Origin of the sequence: Spirillospora sp. NPDC127506 (assembly GCF_040302145.1) — a bacterium.
GTDB lineage: Bacteria > Actinomycetota > Actinomycetes > Streptosporangiales > Streptosporangiaceae > Spirillospora.
The window spans coordinates 107,671-129,936 of record NZ_JBEORG010000002.1; the positions used below are offsets into that span (position 1 = coordinate 107,671).

Below are 22,266 nucleotides of genomic sequence, written 5' to 3' on the forward strand. Positions count from 1 at the left end.
TCGACCGTGCGGAACTCAGTGGGTGTGCGGCCGGTCGTCGTGCGCGGGCTCCTCCGCCGGTACCCCGGCATCGCCCGCGTGCACGGTGAACTCGGCGGTGCGGACCTTGCCGCCGTGCTTGAAGTCCAGGTACAGGCGGTATGCGCCGGCACTCGGAGCCTCGGCGGAGAACGTGATGCCGGGACCGGGCTTGGTCGCGCCGTCGCCGGGCTCGCCGTCCGGGTGGACGTGGAGGTAGGCGAGGTCGCCCTGCCGCAGCGCGACCAGGTGCCCGTACGCCTCAAGATACGGCTGCAGGTCGGTGACCGGCTCGCCGCCCTTGCTGACCGTGAGGGTGAGCTCGGTGGACTTGCCGGGAGTGAGGCCGCCGGTGAGCTTCACCTCGTACCCGTCCACCTTCGCGACCTGCGCGGGCTTCGGCAGCGGGGTGCGCCGCATGGTGCCCGGGGCGAAGACGTCGGTGCCGAGCGTGAGCTGCCGCGCCGCGCCGTCCGGCTGGATGTCGGTGAAGAACCGGTACACGCCGGGCTCGGGCAGCTCGATCGGGACGGTCCAGACGCCTCCCCCGATCTCGGTCGGGTGCAGGTGCTGGAAGCCGGACAGGTCGCGCTGCGCGACGATCAGGTGCAGCCGCTTGCCGTGCAGGGGCTTGAAGCCGGTGACGGGCTTGCCGTCCGGGCCGTCGATGGTGAAGCGGAAGTCGGTCTTCTTGCCGGGGGTCACGGTCGCCGTGCGCGGGGTCAGCGTGTAGCCGTCCTCCGACACCTGGAGGCCGCCGGGGGCGTGCGACGCGGCGCCTCCGCCGTGCCCGCCGCCGTGCCCGCCTTCGTCGCCGCCGTGCCCGCCGCCGGTGCCGCCCTCATGGGACGCCATCTCCGCCGTGCCGCCGACGGGGCCGGCCGCCTTGCCGATCCCGGCGGCGCCGCCGAAGACGACCGCCAGGCCCAGGGCGTACGCGCCGACCTTGGTCGCGCTGTTCATGCCGATTCACTCCACTCGGGTGCGTCCGGGCGCGCCCCCGGCCCGGGGGCGCGCACCGGTCATGACTGCAGCTGGTATCCGGCCTCTTCGACGGCGTCCTTGACCTTGGCGTCGTCGACGGGCGTGTCGCTGGTGACGGTGACCCTGCCGGTCTCCAGGTCGACGTCCACGGCGGTCACGCCGGGGATCTGCTCGACCTCCTCGGTGACCGAGCTCACGCAGTGGCCGCAGGTCATCCCGGTGACGGTGTAGGTGGCGGTGCTCATCGGCGTCTCCCTTCGCTATTACCCCTGGGGGGTATCTGACATCCCTCATGCTGTCATAACCGAACGCTCCTGGCAACCGGTACCCCCTACGGGTTATTTCGAGATTCCGGTCACATGCCCTCCCCAGGGTTTTCCACAGGCGTCCACAGCCCTGTGGACGAACCCCCGCCCGGTTCGCCGATACTGGGTGGCATGCCTGAGCTACCCGAGGTGGAGGCGCTGGCGGGGTTCCTGCGCGAGCGCGCGGTCGGCCATGCCGTCGCCCGCGTCGATGTTCTCGCCATCTCCGCGCTGAAGACGTACGACCCGCCGGTGACCGCGCTCGGCGGGCTCACCGTCACCGGCGCGTCCCGGCACGGCAAGTTCCTCGACCTGGACGTCGACGGGCTGCACCTCGTGATCCACCTCGCCCGCGCGGGCTGGCTGCGCTGGCGGGACGAGATCCCGGCCAAGCCCGTCCGGCCCGGGGGCAAGAACCCGCTCGCGGTGCGCGTCCACCTGGACGACGGCTCCGGCTTCGACCTCACCGAGGCCGGCACGAAGAAGGGCCTCGCGGTGTACGTCGTCCGCGACCCGGCGGACGTGCCCGGCGTCGCGTCCCTCGGCCCCGACCCGCTGGACGACGCCTTCACGGCCGACGCGCTGGGCGCGATCCTGAACGGCAAGCGCACCCGGATCAAGGGGCTGCTGCGCGACCAGAAGGTCATCGCCGGCATCGGGAACGCCTACTCCGACGAGGTCCTGCACGCGGCGAAGATGTCCCCGTTCAAGATCGCGGCGACGCTGACCGGGGAGGACGTCGCCGTCCTGCACGAGGCGATCGTCACCACGCTCCGGGACGCCGTGGAGCGCTCGCGCGGCCTCGAAGCCCAAGACCTCAAGGGCGAGAAGAAGACCGGGCTCCGCGTGCACGGCAAGACCGGCCAGAAATGCCCGGTCTGCGGCGACACGATCCGGGAGGTCTCCTTCGCCGACTCGGCGCTCCAGTACTGCGCCACCTGCCAGACCGGGGGCAAGCCTCTCGCGGACCGCCGCATGTCCCGGCTGCTGAAGTGAACGGGCCCGGCTGAATCCGGCCGCTCCGCCGGGACGCGGCGCGCGGGCGGCGTATCGTGTCGCGAGCAACCCCGGTGATCGCCGCGCTCAGGAGCCGCCATGGGATACCCCCCGCCCCCACCCGCCGGACCCGGATACGGTCCGCCGCGCCCGGGCTACGGCGCTCCCCGGCCGGGCCACGCGCCCGCTCCGCCGGCGTCGCCCTACGCGCCCCAGCCGGGCTACGGGTACCCGCCGCAACCGCAGCAGGGCGGCTACCCCGCGCAGCAGCCCGGCTACCCGCCCCAGCAGCCCGGTTACGCGCCGCCCCAGCAGGGCGGATACCCGCCGCAGCAGCCGCAGGCCCCCCAGCAGCAGGGGTTCCCCGACCTGTACGGCGCGCCGCTCCTCGTCTACGACCAGCCGGCGCAGTTCTTCTCGACCGAGGCCAACTACACGATCTGGAGCCCGCAGGGGCAGCCCGCCGCCTATGTCCGGGAAGAGGGCGTGAGCGGCGCGAAGAAGGCGTTCCGGGTCCTCAACCAGGCCAGCCAGACCAAGGCCGAGCGCAAGCTGACGATCTACCGCCCCGACGGGATGCCGTACTTCCTCTTCTACAAGCCGTACGGCTTCATGGGCACGCCGCAGATGCAGGTGCTCACCCCGCAGGGAGGGCTCATCGGGCACCTGCGCAAGCGGGCGCTGCGCGGCTGGGAGATCCTTACCGCGCAGGAGCAGCAGATCGGCTACTACGAGCTGCTGAGCGGCCGCATCACCGACTGGCAGCAGCAGGAGCTCGCCCGCATCCAGCGCGGCTTCGACGGCTACGGCGAGTTCCTGGCGCAGATGTTCACCGGCGCCGACCGCTACGTCCTGCAGATGCGCGTCCAGCCGCCGGAGCCGATGCGCACCCTGATCCTGGCGTGCCCGCTGGCCTTCGACACCGCCGTCTCCCAGAACCGCAGCATCGGCGGCTGGATCTGAGGCACGCCGCCCTGCGGTGCCGCGGCAGACCGCGCTGCCGGGAGGCCGGCGGCACCCCGGGTCAGGGGCGGAGGGCGGCGAGGAGCGGGGCGAGGGACGGGTCCTTCGCGGCGTCGTCGAGGGCCTCGGTGAGCGTGTCGGCGTAGGTCGGGGCGGCCTTCTGCTGGACGGCGCGGCCCTCGTCGGTGATGACGGTGTAGACGCCGCGGCGGTCCTTGGGGCACATGTCGCGGCGGGTGAGGCCGGCGGCTTCCAGCCGGGCGACGAGGCGGCTGACGGAGCTCTGGTTCAGGCCGATGAGGTCGGCCAGCTCCTGCATGCGCAGCTCGCCGTCGGCGGCGCGGGACAGGCGGCACAGCGCGCGGAACTCCGAGAGGCCGATGCCGTGCCGGCTCTGCAGCGCCTTGGCGAGCCGGTGCTCGACGCGCGCGTGCAGGGTCACGACGCCGTCCCAGAGCCGGCCGTCCGCCGTGACCGGGGCCGTTTCGTCCACGCTCATCCCGCACCCCGCCTTCCTGGTTGACACCAGCTTACATGCAGTGCCAATATCTGCATGCACATACAATTCATGCATGTACATGCAAACGGAGTCGCCATGATCGAACGCATCGCCACCGCCCCCGACTGGTACGAGCCGTACCGGATCTCGCAGGCGATCCGGGCCGGCGGGTTCATCCACGTGTCCGGCCAGGCCGGCATCGACGAGCACGGGCGGACGGTGCCCGGCGGCTTCCTCGACCAGGGGCGCCGGGCGTTCCAGAACGTCGAGCGGGTGCTGGCCGCGGCGGGCGCCGGCCTGTCCGACATCGTGAAGATCGGCATCTTCGTCCGGGACATGGCCGCCGACCTCGACGACGTCATCCGGCTCCGCGAGGAGTTCCTCAGCGAGCCCTACCCCGCCGACACGCTGCTCGAAGTGAGCTCCCTGGCCCGGTCCGACTGGCGGATCGAGGTCGAGGCCGTCGCGATCGACAGGGGTGCGCGATGACCCGCCCGACGCTGCTGACGCCCTATGAGGGCCCGCACCTCGCGCTGCCCAACCGGGTCGTGATGGCGCCGATGACCCGCGGGCGCGCCGACGACGCGACCGGCGTCCCGCACCCGCTGACCGCCGTCTACTACGCGCAGCGCGCGGCGGCCGGGCTGATCGTCACCGAGGGGCTGTGGCCGCACGTCCTCGGCAAGGGCGGCCCCGGCATCCCCGGCCTGGTCACCGACGCGCAGGTCGCCGGGTGGCGCGAGGTCACCGAGGCCGTGCACGCGGCCGGCGGGCGGATCTTCGCGCAGCTCTGGCACGTGGGACGGATGACGCACCCGCTCAACCTGCCCGGCCGGGCGACGCCCCTCGCGCCGTCCGCCGTCCGCATCGAAGGCGAGCCGATCTACACGAGCCGGGGCTACGTCGAGCACGTCGCGCCGCGCGCCATGACGACCGCCGAGGCGGAGGCGGCCGTCGCCGACTTCGCCGCCGCGGCCCGCAACGCGATCCGCGCCGGGTTCGACGGCGTGGAGGTGCACGGCGCGAACGGCTACCTCATCCAGCAGTTCCTCGCGGAGAACACCAACCGGCGCACCGACCGGTACGGCGGCTCCCGCAACGGGCGGCTGCGGTTCGCGCTGGACGCGGTGGAGGCCGTGGCGGCCGAGGTGGGCGCCGGACGCGTCGGGCTGCGCATCTCCCCGCACAACCCGGAGAACGAGATCGCCGAAGAGGACCCGCAGGGCACCTACCGGACGCTCGTCGACACCCTGGACCCGCTCGGCCTCGCCTACCTCCACGTCATCGAGCGGGGCGCCTACGGGGCGCTGGCCGACCTGCGCCCGCGCTGGTCGGGCACCCTGATCGGCAACTTCAACGGCCCCGACCCCACGACTCAGAAGTCCGGCGAGGTGGTGGTCGCCGCCGGCCTGGCCGACGCCTTCTCGTTCGGCCGCTACTTCATCGCCAACCCCGACCTGCCGCACCGCTTCGCCACCGGCGCCCCCCTGGCCAGGCCGATCGAGAGCCTCATCTACGGCGGCGGCGCCGAAGGCTACACCGACTACCCGGCGGCTCCCGTCCCCACGGCGTAGCCCCCGGCACCCTGCTACAGGGCACCCTGCTACAGGGGGACGTCCCAGAAGGCCAGCTCGTGGCGCATGCCTTCCAGAAAGAGGCGTTCGGCGGTCTTCTCGTCGGCGCCGCACTCGTCGATCATCTGGGCGATGCGGCGGGTCAGCGCGGCGAAGGCCGGGTCGGCGTAGGTGTCGACCCAGCGGCGGTAGCGCGGGTCGGACGGCGGGTTCTCGGCGAGGCGCTGCCCGAGCGTGGAGTAGCCCCACATGCAGGGGTAGAGGGCCGCGAGCCCCTCGGAGTAGACGGCGGCGGCGTCCAGGAGGAAGGACGTGTAGGCGACGCAGGCGGGGCCCTTCTTGGCGCCCTCCAGGTCGGCGTCGAACTCGGCGGACAGGGAGCGGTGCAGCTCCATCTCGTCGTGGAAGGTCGAGTGGGCGAGGTCGACGAGGTCGCCCAGGTGGGCCTCGGGGGCCTGCCAGGCGAGGCGGGAGAACACGCGCACGTAGTCGTGCAGGTAGAGGTAGTCCTGTTCGAGCCAGGAGCGGAACACGGCCTCGTCGAGGGTCCCTTGGGCGATGCCCGCCACCGTGGGGTGGGCGAGCTGCTCGTCGATCAGCGGTCGGCCGAGGTCTTCCAGGTGCGCGGCAAGGCTCATGCCCGCCAGTGTGCCGCAGAGCCCGTCCGCCCCAGAAACGACCAGACCCCGCCGGTCGCCCGGCGGGGTCGAGTCTTGCGGCCGATGTGCGGGTCGCCTCTCGGCGAAAGGCACAACACGGCTCCAGCCGGACGGTATTCCGTGAAGGCAAAAGGTGAGGCCCGGGGACACCAGGCACACCGGCCGTCACGTGTAACCGACGGGTCCCCGGTATTGTTCCCGCGGCTCCGCGAAGGTTCCGGTGCGCCGGATCGTGTGCCATCCCAGGCGCGACCCCAGCAGCGCCGTGACCACCGACTGGACGACCACCAGGTACATGAGCTGCCGGTAGACGAACTGCTGGAGCGGCAGCACCCACAGGGGGCGGAGGCGCTCGCCGTCCAGCCACAGGGCGTAGGCGCCGGCGGCGGCCTGCGCGGCGACGAACGCCGTCCAGGTGAGGACGGGCACGGCGGGGTCCAGGAAGACCAGCCCGAAGAGGGCGAACAGGTCGACCGCGGGGGCGAACAGGGGAAGGAGCACCTGGAAGACCGCCAGGTAGGGCAGGCAGCGGCGCCCGAAGCGGCCCGAGCCGCCGGTCTCGATGACGGAACGGCGGTGCTTCCACATCGCCTGCATCGTCCCGTAGCACCAGCGGTACCGCTGCCTCCAGAGCTGGCGCAGGGACGACGGCGTCTCCGTCCAGGCGATGGCCTTCTCCTCGTAGACCACCCGCGCGCCGGTGCGGCAGATGGCCATGGTGAGGTCGGTGTCCTCGGCCAGGGTGTCGCCTGGCACGAACCCCACCTCGGCCAGGACGGACTTCCGGAACGCACCGATCGCGCCGGGCACGGTCGGCATGCATTGCAGGATGTCGAACATCCGCCGGTCGAGGTTGAACCCGATGACGTACTCGATGTGCTGCCAGCGTCCGAGGATGCCGCCCCGGTTCGCGACCTTGGTGTTGCCGCTGACCGCACCGACTGACGGGTCCATGAACGGCGCGACGAGGTGCCGGATGGTGTCGCGCTGGAAGACGGTGTCGCCGTCCACCAGCACGACGATCTCGGACCTGGCCACGAACAGGCCGGCGTTGAGCGCGCTCGGCTTGCCGCCGTTCGCCTTGCGGATCAGGTGGACGCCCGGCAGGCCGATGGTCTCGACGATCGCGGCGGTGCTGTCGGTGGAGCCGTCGTCCACCACGATCACCTCGACGGCGCCCGGGTAGTCGGTGTCGAGCAGCGACGCGATCGTCGCGGCGATGCCCGCCTCCTCGTTGTACGCGGGGACGATCACCGACACGGGCGGGAACGGGTCGGGCGGCAGCTCCCCGAACCGCGTCATCTCCGGCATCACCGGCGGACCCGGGCGGCGGACCCGGCGCATGTGCACGTGCGCGAACACCAGCAGCAGCATCAGCCGCAGCACGTACAGGATCCCGGCGACCGCGAACGCGGCGCCCATCGTCCCGGTGAGCGCGGACGCGGCGCGCTGCGCGGCGACCAGCGTCCAGCCGACGGCCTTCTCGTGCAGGGGCACCGGCACCTCGGCCGGCGGCAGGCCGAGCGCCCGCGTCAGCGTGGTGAACCGGTACCCGCGCGGCTGGAGCCGGTCGATGATCTGCTCGACGGCGGCGACGGTCTGCGCCCGGTCGCCGCCCGAGTCGTGCAGCATCACGACCGCGCCCTCGCCGCGCCGCTCCGCGGCCAGCGCCGTCCGGACGATCTTCGCGGTGCCGGGCCGCGCCCAGTCCTCGGTGTCCCGGTCGGTGAGGACGATCAGGTACCCGTCCCGGCCGACCCGCTCGGCCGCCCGCCACTCCGGCGCGGTCAGGCCGTCGGGGCGGGACGAGTACGGCATCCGCATCAGCCGGGTGTGGACGCCGGCCGCGCCGGCGAGCGCCCGCTGCGTGAGGTCCGTCTCCAGCCGTCCCCGCCACGCGGGCGCGGCGGCGAGGTCGACGTGCGTGTAGGTGTGCGAGCCGATCTCGTGGCCCTCGCGGAGGATGCGCCGGGTCAGCGCCGGGTTCTGCGCCACGTGCGCGCCGACGGCGAAGAATGTGGCATGGGCGTTGTGGCGGCGCAGGACGTCCAGGATCCGCGGCGTCCATTCGGGGTCGGGTCCGTCGTCGAACGTGAGCGCGATCGTCTTGGGCGGCATGCGGCGGCTGCGCGGCGTGCCGCCCGCGAGGTTGAGCACGGGCCCGCCGGAGAGGACCTGCGCCGGAGCCGGCACGGGACGCTCCGGCACGTCCCTGCGGGCCTCGCCGACGGCGCCGTGCGCGAAGCCGTCCAGCAGCAGGAGGACGGTCAGCGCCAGCCCGCCGAGCATGAGCAGAACCCAGTGGCCCTGCGGCTCACTCCGCCGCACGGTCAGTGGTTCTTCTTGTTGTTGTTGCGCCCCCAGGCGGGCGGGCTCGCCTGGGACTTGCCCGGATGGCTCGGGGTGGCGACGGCCGTCGGCGCGGGATGCGGCGCGGAGGAGGCCGTCACGGGCGCTCTGGACGGGGCCGGGTTCCCGGCCCCCTCGGTGGGCCGCGGCCCGGCGGCGGGCGGCTCGGTCGCCTTCGTCGGCTTGACCTGGGGGTGGCTCACTTTCACGCGCGGATGGGCGGACGGTTCGCTCCACGGGGTCAGCGGAACATCGGTGCCCGTCGTCATGCCGAGGCCGAGCGCGGCGAGGAACACGAGGAGGAGCGAGCCGGCGAGCAGGCCCAGGCGGCGCCCGAGCCGCGCCCGCCAGCCGGACGCGTCGACGAACACGGGCGCCGCCGCTTTCGTCGGGCTCGTGTCGGGGGCCGGCTCCGTCGAGGTGTCCGGCAGCGGATCCATCAGCGGCTCCGCGACCGGCTGAATGCCGGTGACGAGGAGTTCGTCCCGGTCGTGCGGGGAATTGCCGATCATGATCGTCCAGTATTCGAGGCGGGGAGTGGACGTCCCGGCGACGCGGGTGTCAATCGTTCAGCGCGAACCCGCCGGTACATGTCACACCGGGGGGAGAAGTTCTGCACAATGGCGCGGTGGACGAGGGCGAACTCGATCGTGCGCTGCGTGCGGCGCAGGACGGCGACGAGGAGTCCTTCCGCATGCTGTACCGCGACGTCCAGCCCCGGCTGATCAGGTTCGCGGGCGCGCTCGTCGGCGCGGACGCCGAGGACGTCACCTCGGAGGCGTGGCTGCAGATCGCCCGCGACCTGCGCTCGTTCCGCGGCGACCTCGACGGGTTCCGCGGCTGGACCGCGACGATCACCCGGCACCGCGCCCTGGACCACCTGCGCCGCAAGTCCCGCCGCCCCGGCGCCGACCTGCCCGCCGAGGAACTGGTGACGATGGCCGCCGACGGCGACACCGAGCTGGACGCCCTCGACGGCATCGCCACCGAGAAGGCCCTGCGGCTGATCTCCGAACTTCCCCGCGACCAGGCCGAGGCGGTGCTGCTGCGCGTCGTCGTCGGGCTGGACGCCAAGTCGGCGGGCCGGGTCCTCGGCAAGCGCTCGGGCGCCGTCCGCACCGCCGCCTACCGCGGCCTGCGCCGCCTCGCCGACCGGCTGTCGGACGCCGGGGCCGCCCGGCCGCTCGTCCAGGGTGACAAAAGCGGCGGTAGCGGCGCTGAGGGGGTGTCATGAGCGACAACACCGAGGCCGGAGGGCTCGACCGGCGCACCGCCGAGCGGCTGCTCGCCGGTGCGGGCGGGCACGACGACCTGCACGCACTGCTCGGCGCCGCCGCAGCGCCCGGCCGCCCGGCGGAACTTGCGGGCGAGGACGCCGCCGCGGCCGCGTTCCGCGCCGCCCCCGCCGCGGCCCGCACGTCCCGGCCGGCCGTCGTGCGCCGGTTCCTGACCGCCAAGGCCATCGCGGTGATCGGCGGCTCGATCCTGCTGCTGAGCGGCGGCGTCGCCTACGCGACCGGGCACTTCCCCGGCCAGAGCCCGGCGCCCGCGCCGTCCCCGTCGCATTCCGAGCACGGCGGAGACGGCCGCGACAGCGCGCCGGCGACGCAGTACACGCCGTCGCCGCTGCCCTCCGCGCCGTCGCCCTCCTCGTCCGCGTCGGCGGAGAAGAACCAGCATGGCAAGTCGAGCGCGCCGGGCCAGCAGAAGGCGAAGAGCCCGAACCCGCACAGCACCAGCGCGCCGCCCCGGGGCCCCGGTAACAACAACGGCGGCGGCCGGGCCGGCAACAACGGCATCGGCGGCGGTAGCGGCCAGGGGACCGGCAGCGGCATCGACAACGGCTCACCGCCCGGCCAGAACTCGGGCCGAGGCGCCGGAAACGGAAACGTCAAGCCCGGATAGCAGGTCGCGGCCGGGCTCGCCGCACACCGCGACCGGCGCCCCGCCCACCGCGGCCCAGCTGACCGCCGCCCGCGCAGAACTCGCGGCCTGGCTCCCGCAGGAGTTCCCGGCGGGCTGGCAAGGCCGCTACGGGGTGATGTGGCGGAGGGCCTCGGTGTCGGTCAGCGAGCGGTAGTAGCAGGTCGGGCGGGCCTCACCGGACGGGAGTTCGGTGTGGCAGGCGCCGCCGGTGGTGCGGTTGACCAGGTAGAGGAGGGAGTTCTGCTCGCAGTTGACGCGGACGTCGACCAGTTCGAGGACGTCCCCGGAGGTCGCGCCCTTGCGCCACAGCTCGTTGCGGGACGTCGACCACAGCACGGCGATCCGCTCGTCCAGCGTGGCCTTGAGTGCCTGGTCGTTCGCGTAGCCGATGAACAGGACGTCGCCGCTGGCCGCGTCCTGCAGGACGACGGGGACGACCCGCGCGCCGGTCGCCGCGACGCCGGCGAGCTTGTCGAAGTCCAGAGTGAGCCGGGTGCCTTCTTCGAGTTCGTTCACCCCGCCATCCTGCCCGGTCGGGCAGGCGGCTCGACCACGTGACACCCGGACGACGCGGGCCGGGCCACTACCCGGCCCCCCGCCGCTCGTCCCGCTCCCGGAGGATCGCGCCCGTGGCCTCATCTGCGGGGAGGAAGGCTTCGAGGCGCAATTCGGCGAGCGTGACATCGACGGCGGTCGCGAAGGATGTGAGCATGCTGATGAGGCGCAGCTCACCTTCCTTCACGCGCAGGCGCAGAGGCACGGAGAAACCGAGATGGCCGTCCGGTGAGCCCACATCGGGCAGATAGCCGTCCAGTTCGGCGATGAACTCCTCCAGCCGCGGATCGGGGCTCCGGGCAAGCCGGTCGCGCAGGCTGCCGGTGACGTGGCGTCCCCACTCAGCAAGATTGCCGATCCGGCGCCCCATTCCATCGGGGTGCAGCGCGAGGCGCAGCACGTTGACCGGCGGCTTCAGCAGTTCGGGTGCGGCCCCTTCGGCGATGACGTCGAAAGCCGGGTTGGCGGCGACCAGTTCCCCGTAGGGCCGGACGATGACGGCCGGGTACGGCAGATGCCCGTCGAGGATGCGCTCCAGCGCTTCGCGCACCGGGCCGAGTTCGGGGCCGTCCAACCTCGACTCGGCATAGACGGGCGCGTACCCGGCGGAGAGCAGCAGCTCGTTCCGCTCCCGCAGCGAAAGGCCGAGCGATTCCGCGAGCCGCACGACCATGGCGCGCCCCGGCCGCGACCGCCCCCGTTCGAGGAAGCTCAGGTGCCGCTGGGTCGTGTCCGCCCTGATGGCGAGATCGAGCTGGCTGACGCGCCGCCGCGTCCGCCAGCGTCGCAGCTCGCGGGCGAACTGTCCGGGCTCCGCCTGCACCGTCATACCGCCATTCAAACGGGTCGCGCACCGCGCCGCGATTCCCTGCGGGGAATCGCGGAGCCGCGCACCGGGCGCGCACACTGCCCGGCATGAGCCACGAATCCGATGCGAAACGACTGACCGACCGATACGTCGCCCAGTGGAACGAGCCCGACCCGGCGGCGCGGAGCGCGCTGATCCGGGAGCTGTGGGCACCCGGCGCGCTGCACGTGCTCGTCAACCCGCCGGAGGCGATCCGGGACGCCGCCGCGGCGCTCGCCGTCCCGGCGCCGCCGCTGGAGGTCCGCGGGTACGACGCCCTTGAGGCGCGGATCACCAGGGCCTACGAGATGTTCGTCGCGCCGGGCGAGCACGTCTTCACGGCCGCCGCCGACCCGGCCGTCCTGGCGGCGAACGTGGTCGCCGTCCCCTGGTCGATGGTGACGGCCGGCGCACGCGAGCCCGTCGGGGGCGGTGTCGACGTCCTCTACCTGGACGCCGAGGGCCGCATCCGGACAGACCACCAGTTCGTCGGCTGATCCGCGGGGGCCGTGGGGCGCGGCTACGCGGCCAGGATGGACTGGACGGTGGCGATCACGACCCGGCCGGTCTCCTCGGGCTTGAGGCGGCCGGCGCGGGTCTCCTCCGCGGCGCCGTGCAGGACGTACTGCACGACGCTGACCAGCCACGCGATCGGCATGTCGGTGCGGAAGGCGCCCTCTTCCTGGCCCCGCCGGACGAGGTCCTCGACGCGCTGCGCCGGCCCGGCGTGCATCTCCCGGATGCGTCCGGCGGGAAGGACGCCCTGGGCCGCCGCCAGGAGCGCGGTCGACTCCGCCACCAGCGACCAGCTCGATTCGAGCAACCGGGTCAGCACCTCCTGCGCGGGCCCGGTGAGGTCGACCTCCGACAGCACCTCCTCGCCGGCGCGGAGCGCGTCGGCCATGGCCGCCTCGATCAGCTCCTTCCGGTTGCGGAAGTGGCCGTAGAGGGTCATGCGCCCGACGCCGGCCGCCTTGGCGATGTCGTCGATGCTCGCGTTCGGATCGCGGCTGAGGCATTCGCGGGCCGCGGACACGATGCGGGCGATGCTGCGCTCCGCGTCCGCGCGCCGGCGCCGGCCGGTTGAGGCGGTCGTCATGCAGGCATCCTAACTCGTACACCCTCATACGTGTTACTCTCCAATAAGTCGTATGCACCTGTACGAGTTAAGGAGAGTGCAATGACATCACCGGCACCCGCGCACCCGCTGCGCTGGCGCATCCTGGGCCTCCTCGGGGTGGCCCAGCTCATGCTGATCCTCGACGTCACCGTGGTCGCCATCGCGCTGCCGCACATCGAGACCGATCTGGGCCTGAGCCGCCAGGCGGTGACCTGGACCGTCAGCGCCTACACCCTGGCGTTCGGCGGCCTCATGCTGCTGGGCGGGCGCACCGCCGACCTGATCGGAGCCAAACGCGTCGTCCTCGCCGGCCTGCTGATCTTCACGGCGGCGTCCCTGGTCACCGGGCTGGCCGGATCGGCCGGCATGCTGCTGGGCGGCCGCGTCGCCCAGGGAGTGGGCGCGGCGATGCTGTCACCCGCTGCGCTGTCCCTGGTCGTGAGCCTGTTCGACGGCGACGAGCGGAACAGGGCGCTCGGCGTGTGGTCGGCGCTCGGCGGCGGCGGCGCCGCCCTCGGCGTCCTGCTCGGCGGCGCGCTGACCGCGGGCCCCGGCTGGCCCTGGGTGTTCTACGTCAACGTCCCCATCGGGCTCGTGATCATCTTGGCGCTCGCCCGGATGCTGCCGCGCCAGCAGGCGGCCAAGCCCCGGCCGCGGCTGGACGTCCTCGGGGCGCTCCTGGTCACCGCCTCGTCCGGCGCCCTGATCTACGCGCTGATCCGCGCCGGCGACGACGGCTGGCTGACTGCCGCGACCGGCTGGCTGGTCCTGCTCGCCGCGACCGGCTACCTGGCGTTCACGGTCAGGCAGAAGACCGCCGTGTCCCCCATGATGGACGTCTCGCTGCTGGTGCGGCGCCCGGTGGCGACTGGCACCTTCCTGATCCTGATGGCGACCGCCCTGATGATCGCGGTGTTCTTCCTGGGCACGTTCTACTTCCAGCACGGGAAGGACTACGGCGCCCTGCGCACCGGCCTGCTGTTCCTGCCCGTCGCGGTCGCGACGATGTTCGGCGCGAACCTCACCGGCCGGATGATCGCCAGGTCGGGCCCGCGCCCCCCGGCCGTGGCGGGCCTCCTGGCGGCCGCCGCCGGCATGGCCCTGCCCGCGCTCTCGCTGCACCCGCTGAACGTCGTGATCGGCACGGCGGTCGCGGGCGCCGGGACCGGCGCGATGTTCGTCGTCGCCTCCGCCACGGCGCTCGGGCAGGTGGCGCCGCACGAATCCGGCATCGCGTCCGGGATCGTCAGCACGTTCCACGAGTTCGGCGCGTCCCTCGGCGCCGCGGTGATCTCCAGCGTCGCCGCGGCGAGCCTGACGGGCGACACCTTCGACGGGTTCACCGACGGTTTCGTGCTGGCCGCGGTCGCCGCCGCCGTCGGCGCCCTCGCGGCCGCCGCCCTCACCCCGCCGCGCGACCGCCCGGCACGCGCCGCAAGTCCCGGCACCTGACCCATGTCGCACGCCGATATCGTCCGAGTCACGCCGTCCGAGGAAGGTGCCCCGATGATCGTCAGACCGGCCGAGCCCGCCGACCTGCCGACGCTCGCGCCGCTGTGGCGGGCGGCGTGGCTCGACGGGCACACCGGCCACGTCCCCGCCGCGCTGATGGACGCGCGCGGCCCCGACCACTTCGCCGCCCACATCGAGAGGTACGCCGGCTCCACCCTCGTCGCCGCGGACGCCGGCGGCCGGATCCTCGGCCTGATCATCCTCGGTGACGACGACGGCGAGGTGATCCAGCTCGCCGTAGACAGGGCGGCCCGAGGCCAAGGCGCGGGCGGCGCTCTCCTGCAAGCGGCCGAAGACCGGTTCCGGGGCCGGCACGCCCAGACGTGGCTGGCGGTGGTCCCCGGGAACACGCGCGCCCGCCGCTTCTACGAATTCCACGGCTGGCGCGACACGGGCCTCATGACCTACCAGGCCCCGACCGCGACCGGCACGGTGGACGTCCCCGTCCACCGCTACGTCAAAGACCTGGAGGCCAAGCCGGACTGAGACGCCGCGATCGGACACTGTGACCATGACCGTCCTGGAAACGGAACGCCTGACCCTCCGCCCCCTCACCGGCGACGATTTCGACGACTACGCCGCGATGATGGCCGACCCCCAGGTGGCGGAGGGCCTGGCCGACCCGGTCGGCCCTTCCCCGGCCGACGCCTGGCGCAGCCTGGCCCTTTTCATCGGGCACCGCGAAATCCGCGGCTACTCCCACTGGGCGGTGGTCGAGCGGGCGACGGGCCGTTTCGTCGGACGCGCGGGCCCCTGGAAACCGCACGACTTCCCGGGCCTCGGCGTCGGCTGGTGCCTGGCCCGCGAGCACCGGGGCAAGGGCTACGCCACCGAAGCCGCCCGCGCCGCCGTCGCCTACTGCTTCACCACCTTGGGCGCCGACGAGGTCATCTCAGTCATCCGCCCGGGGAACACGTGCTCCATCGCAGTGGCGCGACGGATAGGCCACCGCTTCCTACGCGAAACCGACTACAAGAACGCCCCGGCCCTCATCTACGCCCAGCAACGGCCGGCCGCTGCTCGGTGAGCCGGGCGGTGGGCTGGTCAGTGGGTGTCGGTGGCGGCTCGGACGGCGGCACGCAGGGCGGTGCGGGTCAGCAGGAGGACGGGACCGTCCGGGTCCTTGCTGTCCCGCACCGCCACCACCGAACCGGCCGCCCCAGCCACGTTCGCCAGCTCGACGCACTCGGCGGCGTTAGAGCCGCTGTAGCTGCTCTTGCGCCACGTGGTGTTCGTCGGGTCCATCTCTCCTCGACCTTTCGGATCAGTTCACGTGATGTTGCCTGCGTGAGCACCTGATGAGGTGCACGACTAGGGGTTCGTGAGGTTGGACAGATCCCGCCGGATTGTTAGTGGTGATGCCGGACGGCTGGCTTGTTTGTGATCGCTCTGCCCTCTATGGCTGCTGCTCGGTAGGTCGGGAGCCGGGTGGTGACGTCGGATGATCAGTGGGCGTCTCTCACAGTTTGGACGGCGGTTCGCAGGGCGGTGCGGGTGAGCAGGAGGACGGGGCCGTCCGGGTCCTTGCTGTCCCGCACCGCGACCACCGAGCCGGCCACTTCAGCCAACTCGACGCAGTTGCCGCCGTTGGAGCCGGTGTAGCTGCTCTTGCGCCACTTGACGTTTCTCAGGTCCATCTCTCCCGGACCACCTTTCTAATCAACTCGCGCGACATCTCTTCGGTGAGTGCCCGTGAACGAAGAGCGTTTAGAGTACGCGCCAGCACGGACAAGTCCGTCGGATCATCCGTCGTGATGGCGCGAATCGCCGTCTCGACGTATGCAACCTCACTTCGATCGTCCATCGTGGCGATGGTGAACGCGCCCATGTTGCCATCGTGCTCGCCACTTTCTAACACTACTTGAACCGTGACGTTGGGCAACATGCTCAGGTCCAATAGGTGTTCCAACTGCTCCTTCATCGTCTCGGCTGTGCCGACCGGACGACGAAGCGCCTGCTCGTCGACCAGCAGCACAAGCTCCGGAGGCGTGCGTCTGTCGCGCCCCTTAAGGATCTCTTGGCGAGCGAGCCGCGCTGCCACGGCCTCTTCGTTGCCTTGCAGGAGGGCGGACGCGTAGGCCGGAGTCTGGGCGAGGCCCGCGATCAGCATGGGCTCCCACGAGACAAGCATCGCCGCATCCATCTCGATCTTGGGCCAGTCGAACCAGATCGGGACCGGGTGGCCGTCCCTGTTCAGGTCTTCCCAGAGCTTGTTCAGGGCTCCGTCGGAGCCGAGGATGCGGTCGACCTGCTCCACGAATGACCGTGTAGCCCGCCTGGTGCCGTTTTCGATACGGCTCACCTGAGCCTTGCTGATGTTCGTGCGGTCGGCGATGGACTGTTGGGTGATGCCTTTTGCCTCGCGCATTCGGCGCATCTGTCCACCGAACGCGATCAGGGCGGGGGACTCCTTGGGGCGTTGGCGTCTTGGGGGCATGATCGCAAAGTTTCCCCTTCTTGGTACCTCGCCGAGAGGGTGCGTGTGTCACCAGTCGTTACCAAGCCAGCTCGGTAACAGCATCGTAGCTGGGAACCTTGCTAAATGTGTGGTGTTCGCCACACACAGTGAGGAGAGGTCATGGGCCAGGCGGCGACGCGGAACGAGATGGTGGTGAAGCAGGACCTCAAGGTCGTCGCGGAGGTCCGGCAGTTCGTGCGGCTGGTCGTCGGCCAGTGGGGCATGGACGACTTCGTACCGTGCCTGGTGGCGAGTGAGCTGGTCACCAACGCGCTGTTCTACGCGTCCGAAAAGGACGGCGATGTGATTCTGCGGCTGGACCGCACCGAGGACGACGCCCTGTGGATGGAGGTCCAGGACGCGACGTGCGTCCTGCCGCACGTGCGGGAAGCCGACATGGTCAGCGAGGTGGGCCGGGGCCTGTTCATCGTCGACCAGTTCTCCCGCCGCTGGGGCGTCCGCCCGCTCGCGGGCAAGGCCGGCAAGGTCGTCTTCGCGGTCATCGACCGCACTTGAAGACCAGCGGAGGGGCGTTCCCTCCCGTCCGCCCCTCCGCTACCCATCGGAATGCGTGCTCACGAGCCCGCTCAACCATCGGCTGCCGCGCGAAAAGCTGCCCGCGACCGCATTGGGGCACTTTCTGTGCTCCGGTGCCGCTATGGAGACGTGGGGAGGCGGATGCGGGTGAGGATGTCGGCGATTTCGCGGGTGCGTTCGTCGTCGGGGCCGCTGATGACGAGGTGGTCCTGGTAGAGGGACTCGAACACGTTCTCCGCGGCGGCTCGGTCGTCGGCGGACAGCAGGAGCATGCCGATGCTGTACCGGATGTCGAGGGCGAGTTCGCTGGCGTGGCTGTCGGCGGCGGCTACGTCGTCCAGGAGGCGCCGGAACTGGTCGAGCGCCACGGTGTTCTGGCCGAGGTTGGCGCGGCAGTGGGCCGCATAGCGGCGGGACTCCAGGGCGCGATCGCTGGACGGCCCGGCGGTGCGGGCGTAGGCGTCGGCCAGGGAGTCGAACTCCGGGAGGGCAGTGCGCGAGTCCCCGCCGAGGAAGAGGATCAGCGCGCGGTGGAAGCGGAGCTTGAGCAGGTCCGGGCTTTCGGAACCCAGCACCTTGGCGGCCGGGCCGATGACGGCCTCAACGGCGTCGGCGGCCTGCGCGAACCGCTCGGATTCGAGGAGCTGCGTGGAGCGCTTTAGCGCGTCTTCGATGGCGTTCTGGAGCTGGGTGGGCGGTGTGGTCGGTGCGTGCGGCACGGTCGGCGGCGCTGCCGGAACCGGAGCAGGACGGCGCGGGCGGCGGCGAGGGGCGTTCGGCTGCCGGTACAGGAGCGTCGGGTCGGGCATCTCGCCGAGCCGCGGGCTCGTGGGGAGCGCCGGCGAGCCGGGGGACGGCAGGAACGGGAGCAGGCGCTCGTAGACGGCGTAGGCGTCGGCCGGTCGCTGTTCGGGCTTCTTGGCGAGCAGGTCCAGGACGAGTTCTTGCAGCTCCGGCGGCACGTCCGGGCGCAGGCTGCGCAGCCGCTTGGGCTCGGCGGTGATGTGCTGTTTCCAGAGTTCGTACTGGCTCTTGCCGTTGAAGACGGGCGTCCCCGACAGCAGTTCGTGCAGGACGCAGCCCAGGGCGTAGAGGTCGCTCTGCGGGGTCACCTGCGCGGCGTTGACCTGCTCGGGCGACATATAGCGGCTGGTGCCCATCGGGCTGCCCGTGACGGTGATCCTGGTGACGTCGCGGCGGAGGATCGCGGCGATGCCGAAGTCGAGGACCTTGACCGTCCCGTCATCGGTCACCAGGACGTTGTCGGGTTTCAGGTCGCGGTGCACGACCGGGATCGCATGCGCGTGGGAGAGCACGGTGGCGATCTGCGCGCCGATCGCGGCGGCCCAGGCGACCGGCAGCGGGTCGGCCGGGTCGATGTAGGAGCGCAGGTTCCTGCCCGGGATGTACTGCATCACCAGGTAGAGGCGATCCGCGGAGTCTGCGTCCAGGACGGCGTCGTACACCTGGGGCACGCCGTGGTGCTGGATGCGGGCGGTGACGCGCGCCTCGCGGCGGAACCGTTCGGCCAGGTCGGCGATGTGCTCGGGTGCGAGCAGCATCTCGGGGCGGATGGCCTTGACGGCGATCTCGCGGTCCAGGACGGAGTCGTAGCCGCGCCAGATCGTGCCCATGCCGCCGGACCCGATCTCCTCGATCAGTTCATAGCGGTCGGCAATGGTCCTGACCGGCATTCCTACTCCGCGTGCACTCGCCGTTGTTTGCCCTGGCTAAGTGTTTCGAGAGCGGAGATGGCCTGTCCAGCCGCCCTCCGATTCGCTCGGGGACGGCTGGACGGACGAAGGCATCAGGCGACGCCGGCCTGTTCGCGCAGCAGTTGCCAGGCGGCACGTCGGGCGCGGCTGTTCAGGGACGACTTGAACTCGGGGTCGGAGCCGAAGTACTTCTCGCCGAGGGTGGCGATGGTGTCGACGTGGTCCATCATCTTGTCTTCGAAGACCTTGTCGAAGACGACCCCGAAGTTCTCCTGGTCGTTGTTGGCGACCGCGGCCTGTTTGACCTTGGGGTCGGCCATCGCCTCTTCGAACGGCTGGATGATGTCCTCTTCGGTGAAGTCCGTGCCGAACTTGGCGTTGAACCTCTCGATCAGTTCTGCGAGAGGCGACTTCTCCGGCTCCTTGGCGCCGCCGGCGCCGTCCCCGAATCCCTTCACCACCGTCGCGCCTTCGGGGGTGAGCCTGAGGTCGTGCTCGCCGGTCTTCTCGACCCGCATGTGGCTTAGGTCGATCTCGCCGATGTCGACGCCGCCGTCAGCGCGCCTCGGGAGCCTGTTGAGCAGGTGCCTCCCGTACAGGTGGAGACGCTCCAGCTCGGCGTCGTGATACGGGACGATCTGCGAAAGGAATCCGTACTTCCGCACATAGTCGTTGAGGTTCGCGCGGAAGTCCTCGGCTGTCTCGTGGTCGTCCTCGTCCTCGCTGTCGATCAGCGCGGTGAAGCGCACGACGGCCGGGTTCAGCAGCCGGTACAGCTCGGCGTGCAGCTTCTGCCATCGCGCCGTAGAGCCGGCGGCTCTCTCCTCGGCTTCGAGGTAGGCGCGGGCGAACTCTTCCATCTCCGCGTTGACGAGGATCTGCGCCGACATGACGCGGCTCTGCGCGGTGTAGAGGAGGTTCGGGTCTGACGGGAGGGTCATCGCCTCCTCGTAGTAGGGGCGGAATGCCTCTTGGATGTCCTCGGCGTCGTTGACGAAGTCCACGACCGCCAGGTCGGTCTGGCTCTTGCGGTCGGCGGTGCGGTTGAGCCGGGACAGCGTCTGGACGGCCGAGATCCCCGCCAGCTTCTTGTTGACGTACATCGTCGTCAGCAACGGCTGATCGAAGCCGGTCTGATACTTCTCGGCCACGACGAGGATGCGGTATTCGGGTTTGCCGCGTCCGCCCGTATGCGCGGCCAGGTCGTCGGCCCGCGTGTACGCGAACGCCTTGGGAAGGGCGCCCTCGGGCAGGCCGCCGTTCTCCTTGGACTCGGTGACCTCTTCCTTCTCGTACGTGAGTGAGCCGGAGAACGCCACCAGGACGCCGATGCCGTATCCCATGTCGTCGATGTGCTGTTTGATCGCACGCGACATCTGCACGGCGCTCTTGCGGGACGCGGTCACCACCATGGCCTTGGCGCGTCCGCCGAGCCGCCCCTGAGTGTGCGCCCGGAAGTGCTCCACGATGATCTTCGCGTGCTGCGCGACCGTCGAGGGGTGCGTCACCGCGTACCGCGCCAGCAGCGTGTTCGCCTTGGACGGGTCGACCTCCCGCTCGTCCGGGTTCTTGTTGACGAGCTTCCAATAGGTGTCGTACGTGACGTAGTTGCGCAGCGGATCGAGGATGAAGCCCTCCTCGATGGCCTGCCGCATCGAGTAGGTGTGGAACGGCCGGTACGTCGACTTTCCGGCCGCGGTGTCCAGCGTGCCGAACAGCTCCAGCGTCTTGCTCTTGGGCGTCGCCGTGAACGCGAAGTAGGACAGGTTGGACGCCTGGGAGCGCTGCGCGGCCTTGCGCTCCAGCTTGGCCTCGACCGTCGTGGCACCCTCGTCCTCGTCGTCGGCGTCCAGGCCCAGGTCGCGCAGCGCGGCCTTGACCGCCGTCGTCGCGTCTCCGGATTGAGACGAGTGCGCCTCGTCCACGACGATCGCGAACCGGTGACCGGCGATCTCGGTCGGGTTGCGCTTCAAGAAGTCGATCAGCGCCGGGAACGTCTGCAGCGTCACCGTGATGATCTTCCCGGACGACCGGGACAGCGCCTTGGCGAGCTGCTCGGACTTCGCGCCGGTCTTCTCGTCGATCTTCACCACGAGCCCGGCGGTCTGCTCGAACGCGCCGATCGTCTCCCGCAACTGGGCGTCCAGGTTCCGCCGGTCGGTGATCACGACGACCTTGTCGAAGACCGGCGTCCCCGGCTCGACCCCGTTCGCCACCGCCTCCGGCGCAAGCTCGGCGGCGTTCACGGGCGTGTGGAGCGACGACAGCCGGTGCGACAGCCATGCGATGGTGTTCGACTTGCCGGAACCTGCGGAGGCCATCACCAGGTAGTTGTGACCGGCCCCGTGGCGGGCGGCGTGCGCGGTGAGCTTCTTGACCACATCCCACTGGTGGTAGCGCGGGAAGATCATCGTCTTGCTCGTGCGGCCGCCGGCGCTCTTCGACTTCTGCTCGTGGACGAACCGCTGGAGCATGTCCAGCCAGTTCTCCGGCTCCCAGATCCGCGTCCACAGATACGAGGTCGCGTACGTTCCGGGCTCGACCGGCGCCGGATTGCCCGCGCCGCCAGGCTGCCCCGGCCCTTCGGACCCGGTGTTGAACGGCAGGAACCGCGTCTTCTGCCCCCGCAGCTGCGTCGCGACGAAGACAAGGTCGGGATCGACGCAGAAGTTCGCCACCACCCGCTGCCGGAAGATCAGCTCACTCGGGTCGCGGTCGCGCCGATACTGCTCCTTCGCCTGCTCCACGCCCTGCCCGGTCAGCGGGTTCTTCAGCTCGGCCGTCGCGACCGGAATCCCGTTGACGAACAGTGCCAGGTCGAGCCGGTTGCCCTTGTCGGCCTGCTTGGTCGCGTACTCCAGCTCGCGCACGACCGTCAGCCGGTTGGCCCGGTACTCGTTCAGGGCGGAGTCGTCCAGCACAAGGTTCGGCTTGAAGTAGGCGACGCGGATCAGGACGCCCCGATCCTTCACGCCCTTCCGCAGGACGGTGAGCACCCCGTCTTCCGCGATCGCCCTATCGAGCCGCTTGGCGAAACCGACCTGCGCGGCCTCGGTGCTGCTCCCGTAGAGCATGACGAGCCGTTCCCACTCGTCGCCCTGGGTGGCACCGATGAAGGTGAAGAGCTGCCGGGTGTCCAGGCCGAGTTCCGGCCGGTAGTCGCGCGGATCGCCCTCCTGCCAGCCGCTCTTGAGCATCGCCGCGACGATCGCGTCCCCGAACGCCTTCTCGTCATGCACCGGACTCATG

At 71.1% G+C, this 22,266-nt stretch carries 25 protein-coding genes; 11 read left to right on the forward strand and 14 right to left on the reverse strand.

The window, feature by feature from the left end; translation table 11 throughout:
• Positions 1–15: 15 nt before the first annotated feature.
• Positions 16–981 (reverse strand): DUF8832 domain-containing protein, encoded by a 966-nt coding sequence (locus tag ABTW95_RS03150; RefSeq protein WP_500224066.1) that lies wholly within the window; start codon positions 979–981, stop codon positions 16–18.
• A gap of 59 nt (positions 982–1,040) precedes the next feature.
• The gene (locus tag ABTW95_RS03155; protein WP_396447431.1) at positions 1,041–1,247 is read right to left on the reverse strand and encodes a heavy-metal-associated domain-containing protein; all 207 of its coding nucleotides are present in this window, start codon (positions 1,245–1,247) and stop codon (positions 1,041–1,043) included.
• Positions 1,248–1,439: 192 nt separating this feature from the next.
• Between ABTW95_RS03155 and ABTW95_RS03160 the strand changes: the two genes are divergently transcribed.
• Positions 1,440–2,303, forward strand: a complete 864-nt coding sequence (locus tag ABTW95_RS03160) for an Fpg/Nei family DNA glycosylase (protein ID WP_396447432.1) — start codon at positions 1,440–1,442, stop codon at positions 2,301–2,303.
• 99 nt (positions 2,304–2,402) lie between these two features.
• Entirely contained in the window at positions 2,403–3,266 is an 864-nt protein-coding gene (locus ABTW95_RS03165) for an LURP-one-related/scramblase family protein (RefSeq protein WP_500224071.1), read from the forward strand.
• A gap of 61 nt (positions 3,267–3,327) precedes the next feature.
• Here ABTW95_RS03165 and ABTW95_RS03170 read toward each other — a convergent pair whose 3' ends face one another.
• A complete protein-coding gene (locus tag ABTW95_RS03170) occupies positions 3,328–3,765 on the reverse strand; it encodes a MarR family winged helix-turn-helix transcriptional regulator (RefSeq protein ID WP_500224075.1) in 438 nt (145 codons plus the stop codon).
• 96 nt (positions 3,766–3,861) lie between these two features.
• Between ABTW95_RS03170 and ABTW95_RS03175 the strand changes: the two genes are divergently transcribed.
• Positions 3,862–4,254: a RidA family protein gene (locus tag ABTW95_RS03175; RefSeq protein WP_500224078.1), complete on the forward strand. Its 393-nt coding sequence runs from the start codon at positions 3,862–3,864 to the stop codon at positions 4,252–4,254.
• On the forward strand, positions 4,251–5,339 hold the full coding sequence (locus ABTW95_RS03180) for an alkene reductase (protein ID WP_500224079.1): 1,089 nt from the start codon (positions 4,251–4,253) through the stop codon (positions 5,337–5,339). Before ABTW95_RS03175 ends, ABTW95_RS03180 begins: the two co-directional genes overlap by 4 nt.
• Before the next feature lie 29 nt (positions 5,340–5,368).
• Here the strand turns inward: ABTW95_RS03180 and ABTW95_RS03185 are convergent, their stop codons facing one another.
• From ABTW95_RS03185 to ABTW95_RS03195, 3 genes are all read right to left on the reverse strand, one after another.
• The gene (locus tag ABTW95_RS03185; RefSeq protein WP_500224082.1) at positions 5,369–5,977 is read right to left on the reverse strand and encodes a TenA family protein; all 609 of its coding nucleotides are present in this window, start codon (positions 5,975–5,977) and stop codon (positions 5,369–5,371) included.
• 186 nt (positions 5,978–6,163) lie between these two features.
• Entirely contained in the window at positions 6,164–8,326 is a 2,163-nt protein-coding gene (locus tag ABTW95_RS03190; protein ID WP_500224085.1) for a bifunctional polysaccharide deacetylase/glycosyltransferase family 2 protein, read from the reverse strand.
• A 2-nt stretch (positions 8,327–8,328) separates the two neighbouring features.
• Positions 8,329–8,859 (reverse strand): hypothetical protein, encoded by a 531-nt coding sequence (locus ABTW95_RS03195; protein ID WP_396447439.1) that lies wholly within the window; start codon positions 8,857–8,859, stop codon positions 8,329–8,331.
• A 116-nt stretch (positions 8,860–8,975) separates the two neighbouring features.
• Here ABTW95_RS03195 and ABTW95_RS03200 point away from each other — a divergent pair, with 116 nt between their 5' ends.
• The gene (locus ABTW95_RS03200) at positions 8,976–9,581 is read left to right on the forward strand and encodes an RNA polymerase sigma factor (RefSeq protein WP_396447440.1); all 606 of its coding nucleotides are present in this window, start codon (positions 8,976–8,978) and stop codon (positions 9,579–9,581) included.
• Positions 9,578–10,252, forward strand: coding sequence for a hypothetical protein (locus ABTW95_RS03205; RefSeq protein ID WP_396447441.1), 675 nt, complete (start codon positions 9,578–9,580; stop codon positions 10,250–10,252). Before ABTW95_RS03200 ends, ABTW95_RS03205 begins: the two co-directional genes overlap by 4 nt.
• A gap of 126 nt (positions 10,253–10,378) precedes the next feature.
• Here the strand turns inward: ABTW95_RS03205 and ABTW95_RS03210 are convergent, their stop codons facing one another.
• Complete coding sequence (locus tag ABTW95_RS03210) at positions 10,379–10,789, reverse strand: phosphoribosyl-AMP cyclohydrolase (RefSeq protein WP_396447442.1); 411 nt, start codon at positions 10,787–10,789, stop codon at positions 10,379–10,381.
• Positions 10,790–10,856: 67 nt separating this feature from the next.
• The gene (locus ABTW95_RS03215) at positions 10,857–11,657 is read right to left on the reverse strand and encodes a helix-turn-helix domain-containing protein (protein WP_396447443.1); all 801 of its coding nucleotides are present in this window, start codon (positions 11,655–11,657) and stop codon (positions 10,857–10,859) included.
• A gap of 86 nt (positions 11,658–11,743) precedes the next feature.
• On the opposite strand from ABTW95_RS03215, the gene ABTW95_RS03220 reads away from it, so the two are divergent.
• Positions 11,744–12,172 carry a hypothetical protein gene (locus ABTW95_RS03220; protein ID WP_396447444.1) on the forward strand — a complete coding sequence of 143 codons (429 nt, stop codon included), beginning with the start codon at positions 11,744–11,746 and terminating at the stop codon, positions 12,170–12,172.
• Positions 12,173–12,195: 23 nt separating this feature from the next.
• Here ABTW95_RS03220 and ABTW95_RS03225 read toward each other — a convergent pair whose 3' ends face one another.
• The gene (locus ABTW95_RS03225) at positions 12,196–12,774 is read right to left on the reverse strand and encodes a TetR/AcrR family transcriptional regulator (protein WP_396447445.1); all 579 of its coding nucleotides are present in this window, start codon (positions 12,772–12,774) and stop codon (positions 12,196–12,198) included.
• 81 nt (positions 12,775–12,855) lie between these two features.
• Here ABTW95_RS03225 and ABTW95_RS03230 point away from each other — a divergent pair, with 81 nt between their 5' ends.
• Genes ABTW95_RS03230 through ABTW95_RS03240 form a run of 3 tightly spaced genes read left to right on the forward strand, consistent with a single transcriptional unit; the run spans position 12,856 to position 15,334 of the window.
• Positions 12,856–14,247: an MFS transporter gene (locus ABTW95_RS03230; protein ID WP_396447446.1), complete on the forward strand. Its 1,392-nt coding sequence runs from the start codon at positions 12,856–12,858 to the stop codon at positions 14,245–14,247.
• 54 nt (positions 14,248–14,301) lie between these two features.
• Entirely contained in the window at positions 14,302–14,793 is a 492-nt protein-coding gene (locus ABTW95_RS03235) for a GNAT family N-acetyltransferase (protein ID WP_396447447.1), read from the forward strand.
• A 25-nt stretch (positions 14,794–14,818) separates the two neighbouring features.
• Positions 14,819–15,334 carry a GNAT family N-acetyltransferase gene (locus ABTW95_RS03240; RefSeq protein WP_500224098.1) on the forward strand — a complete coding sequence of 172 codons (516 nt, stop codon included), beginning with the start codon at positions 14,819–14,821 and terminating at the stop codon, positions 15,332–15,334.
• Positions 15,335–15,351: 17 nt separating this feature from the next.
• On the opposite strand, the gene ABTW95_RS03245 is transcribed toward ABTW95_RS03240, so the two are convergent.
• The 3 genes from ABTW95_RS03245 to ABTW95_RS03255 form a co-directional block, all read right to left on the reverse strand.
• Positions 15,352–15,552: a DUF397 domain-containing protein gene (locus ABTW95_RS03245; protein WP_396454901.1), complete on the reverse strand. Its 201-nt coding sequence runs from the start codon at positions 15,550–15,552 to the stop codon at positions 15,352–15,354.
• A 200-nt stretch (positions 15,553–15,752) separates the two neighbouring features.
• Positions 15,753–15,944: a DUF397 domain-containing protein gene (locus ABTW95_RS03250; RefSeq protein WP_396454902.1), complete on the reverse strand. Its 192-nt coding sequence runs from the start codon at positions 15,942–15,944 to the stop codon at positions 15,753–15,755.
• Positions 15,935–16,744: a helix-turn-helix domain-containing protein gene (locus ABTW95_RS03255; RefSeq protein WP_396452003.1), complete on the reverse strand. Its 810-nt coding sequence runs from the start codon at positions 16,742–16,744 to the stop codon at positions 15,935–15,937. The genes ABTW95_RS03250 and ABTW95_RS03255 overlap by 10 nt, the downstream gene beginning before the upstream one ends.
• Positions 16,745–16,885: 141 nt before the next feature.
• Between ABTW95_RS03255 and ABTW95_RS03260 the strand changes: the two genes are divergently transcribed.
• Positions 16,886–17,281, forward strand: coding sequence for an ATP-binding protein (locus ABTW95_RS03260; protein ID WP_396452005.1), 396 nt, complete (start codon positions 16,886–16,888; stop codon positions 17,279–17,281).
• A gap of 140 nt (positions 17,282–17,421) precedes the next feature.
• Here the strand turns inward: ABTW95_RS03260 and ABTW95_RS03265 are convergent, their stop codons facing one another.
• The gene (locus ABTW95_RS03265) at positions 17,422–18,996 is read right to left on the reverse strand and encodes a protein kinase domain-containing protein (RefSeq protein WP_500224104.1); all 1,575 of its coding nucleotides are present in this window, start codon (positions 18,994–18,996) and stop codon (positions 17,422–17,424) included.
• A gap of 113 nt (positions 18,997–19,109) precedes the next feature.
• Positions 19,110–22,265: a type I restriction endonuclease subunit R gene (locus tag ABTW95_RS03270; RefSeq protein WP_500224109.1), complete on the reverse strand. Its 3,156-nt coding sequence runs from the start codon at positions 22,263–22,265 to the stop codon at positions 19,110–19,112.
• Between the last annotated feature and the right edge of the window lies 1 nt (position 22,266).

What these genes read in the sequence shown, in the direction of transcription:
- ABTW95_RS03150 (WP_500224066.1), bottom strand. Translation starts at nt 981, where the DNA reads ATGAACAGCGCGACCAAGGTCGGCGCGTACGCCCTGGGCCTGGCGGTC.
- ABTW95_RS03270 (WP_500224109.1), bottom strand. Translation starts at nt 22,265, where the DNA reads ATGAGTCCGGTGCATGACGAGAAGGCGTTCGGGGACGCGATCGTCGCG.
- ABTW95_RS03230 (WP_396447446.1), top strand. Translation starts at nt 12,856, where the DNA reads ATGACATCACCGGCACCCGCGCACCCGCTGCGCTGGCGCATCCTGGGC.
- ABTW95_RS03180 (WP_500224079.1), top strand. Translation starts at nt 4,251, where the DNA reads ATGACCCGCCCGACGCTGCTGACGCCCTATGAGGGCCCGCACCTCGCG.
- ABTW95_RS03245 (WP_396454901.1), bottom strand. Translation starts at nt 15,552, where the DNA reads ATGGACCCGACGAACACCACGTGGCGCAAGAGCAGCTACAGCGGCTCT.
- ABTW95_RS03175 (WP_500224078.1), top strand. Translation starts at nt 3,862, where the DNA reads ATGATCGAACGCATCGCCACCGCCCCCGACTGGTACGAGCCGTACCGG.
- ABTW95_RS03220 (WP_396447444.1), top strand. Translation starts at nt 11,744, where the DNA reads ATGAGCCACGAATCCGATGCGAAACGACTGACCGACCGATACGTCGCC.
- ABTW95_RS03265 (WP_500224104.1), bottom strand. Translation starts at nt 18,996, where the DNA reads ATGCCGGTCAGGACCATTGCCGACCGCTATGAACTGATCGAGGAGATC.
- ABTW95_RS03240 (WP_500224098.1), top strand. Translation starts at nt 14,819, where the DNA reads ATGACCGTCCTGGAAACGGAACGCCTGACCCTCCGCCCCCTCACCGGC.
- ABTW95_RS03260 (WP_396452005.1), top strand. Translation starts at nt 16,886, where the DNA reads ATGGGCCAGGCGGCGACGCGGAACGAGATGGTGGTGAAGCAGGACCTC.
- ABTW95_RS03225 (WP_396447445.1), bottom strand. Translation starts at nt 12,774, where the DNA reads ATGACGACCGCCTCAACCGGCCGGCGCCGGCGCGCGGACGCGGAGCGC.
- ABTW95_RS03205 (WP_396447441.1), top strand. Translation starts at nt 9,578, where the DNA reads ATGAGCGACAACACCGAGGCCGGAGGGCTCGACCGGCGCACCGCCGAG.
- ABTW95_RS03155 (WP_396447431.1), bottom strand. Translation starts at nt 1,247, where the DNA reads ATGAGCACCGCCACCTACACCGTCACCGGGATGACCTGCGGCCACTGC.
- ABTW95_RS03185 (WP_500224082.1), bottom strand. Translation starts at nt 5,977, where the DNA reads ATGAGCCTTGCCGCGCACCTGGAAGACCTCGGCCGACCGCTGATCGAC.
- ABTW95_RS03215 (WP_396447443.1), bottom strand. Translation starts at nt 11,657, where the DNA reads ATGACGGTGCAGGCGGAGCCCGGACAGTTCGCCCGCGAGCTGCGACGC.
- ABTW95_RS03160 (WP_396447432.1), top strand. Translation starts at nt 1,440, where the DNA reads ATGCCTGAGCTACCCGAGGTGGAGGCGCTGGCGGGGTTCCTGCGCGAG.
- ABTW95_RS03170 (WP_500224075.1), bottom strand. Translation starts at nt 3,765, where the DNA reads ATGAGCGTGGACGAAACGGCCCCGGTCACGGCGGACGGCCGGCTCTGG.
- ABTW95_RS03255 (WP_396452003.1), bottom strand. Translation starts at nt 16,744, where the DNA reads ATGCCCCCAAGACGCCAACGCCCCAAGGAGTCCCCCGCCCTGATCGCG.
- ABTW95_RS03250 (WP_396454902.1), bottom strand. Translation starts at nt 15,944, where the DNA reads ATGGACCTGAGAAACGTCAAGTGGCGCAAGAGCAGCTACACCGGCTCC.
- ABTW95_RS03195 (WP_396447439.1), bottom strand. Translation starts at nt 8,859, where the DNA reads ATGATCGGCAATTCCCCGCACGACCGGGACGAACTCCTCGTCACCGGC.
- ABTW95_RS03165 (WP_500224071.1), top strand. Translation starts at nt 2,403, where the DNA reads ATGGGATACCCCCCGCCCCCACCCGCCGGACCCGGATACGGTCCGCCG.
- ABTW95_RS03235 (WP_396447447.1), top strand. Translation starts at nt 14,302, where the DNA reads ATGATCGTCAGACCGGCCGAGCCCGCCGACCTGCCGACGCTCGCGCCG.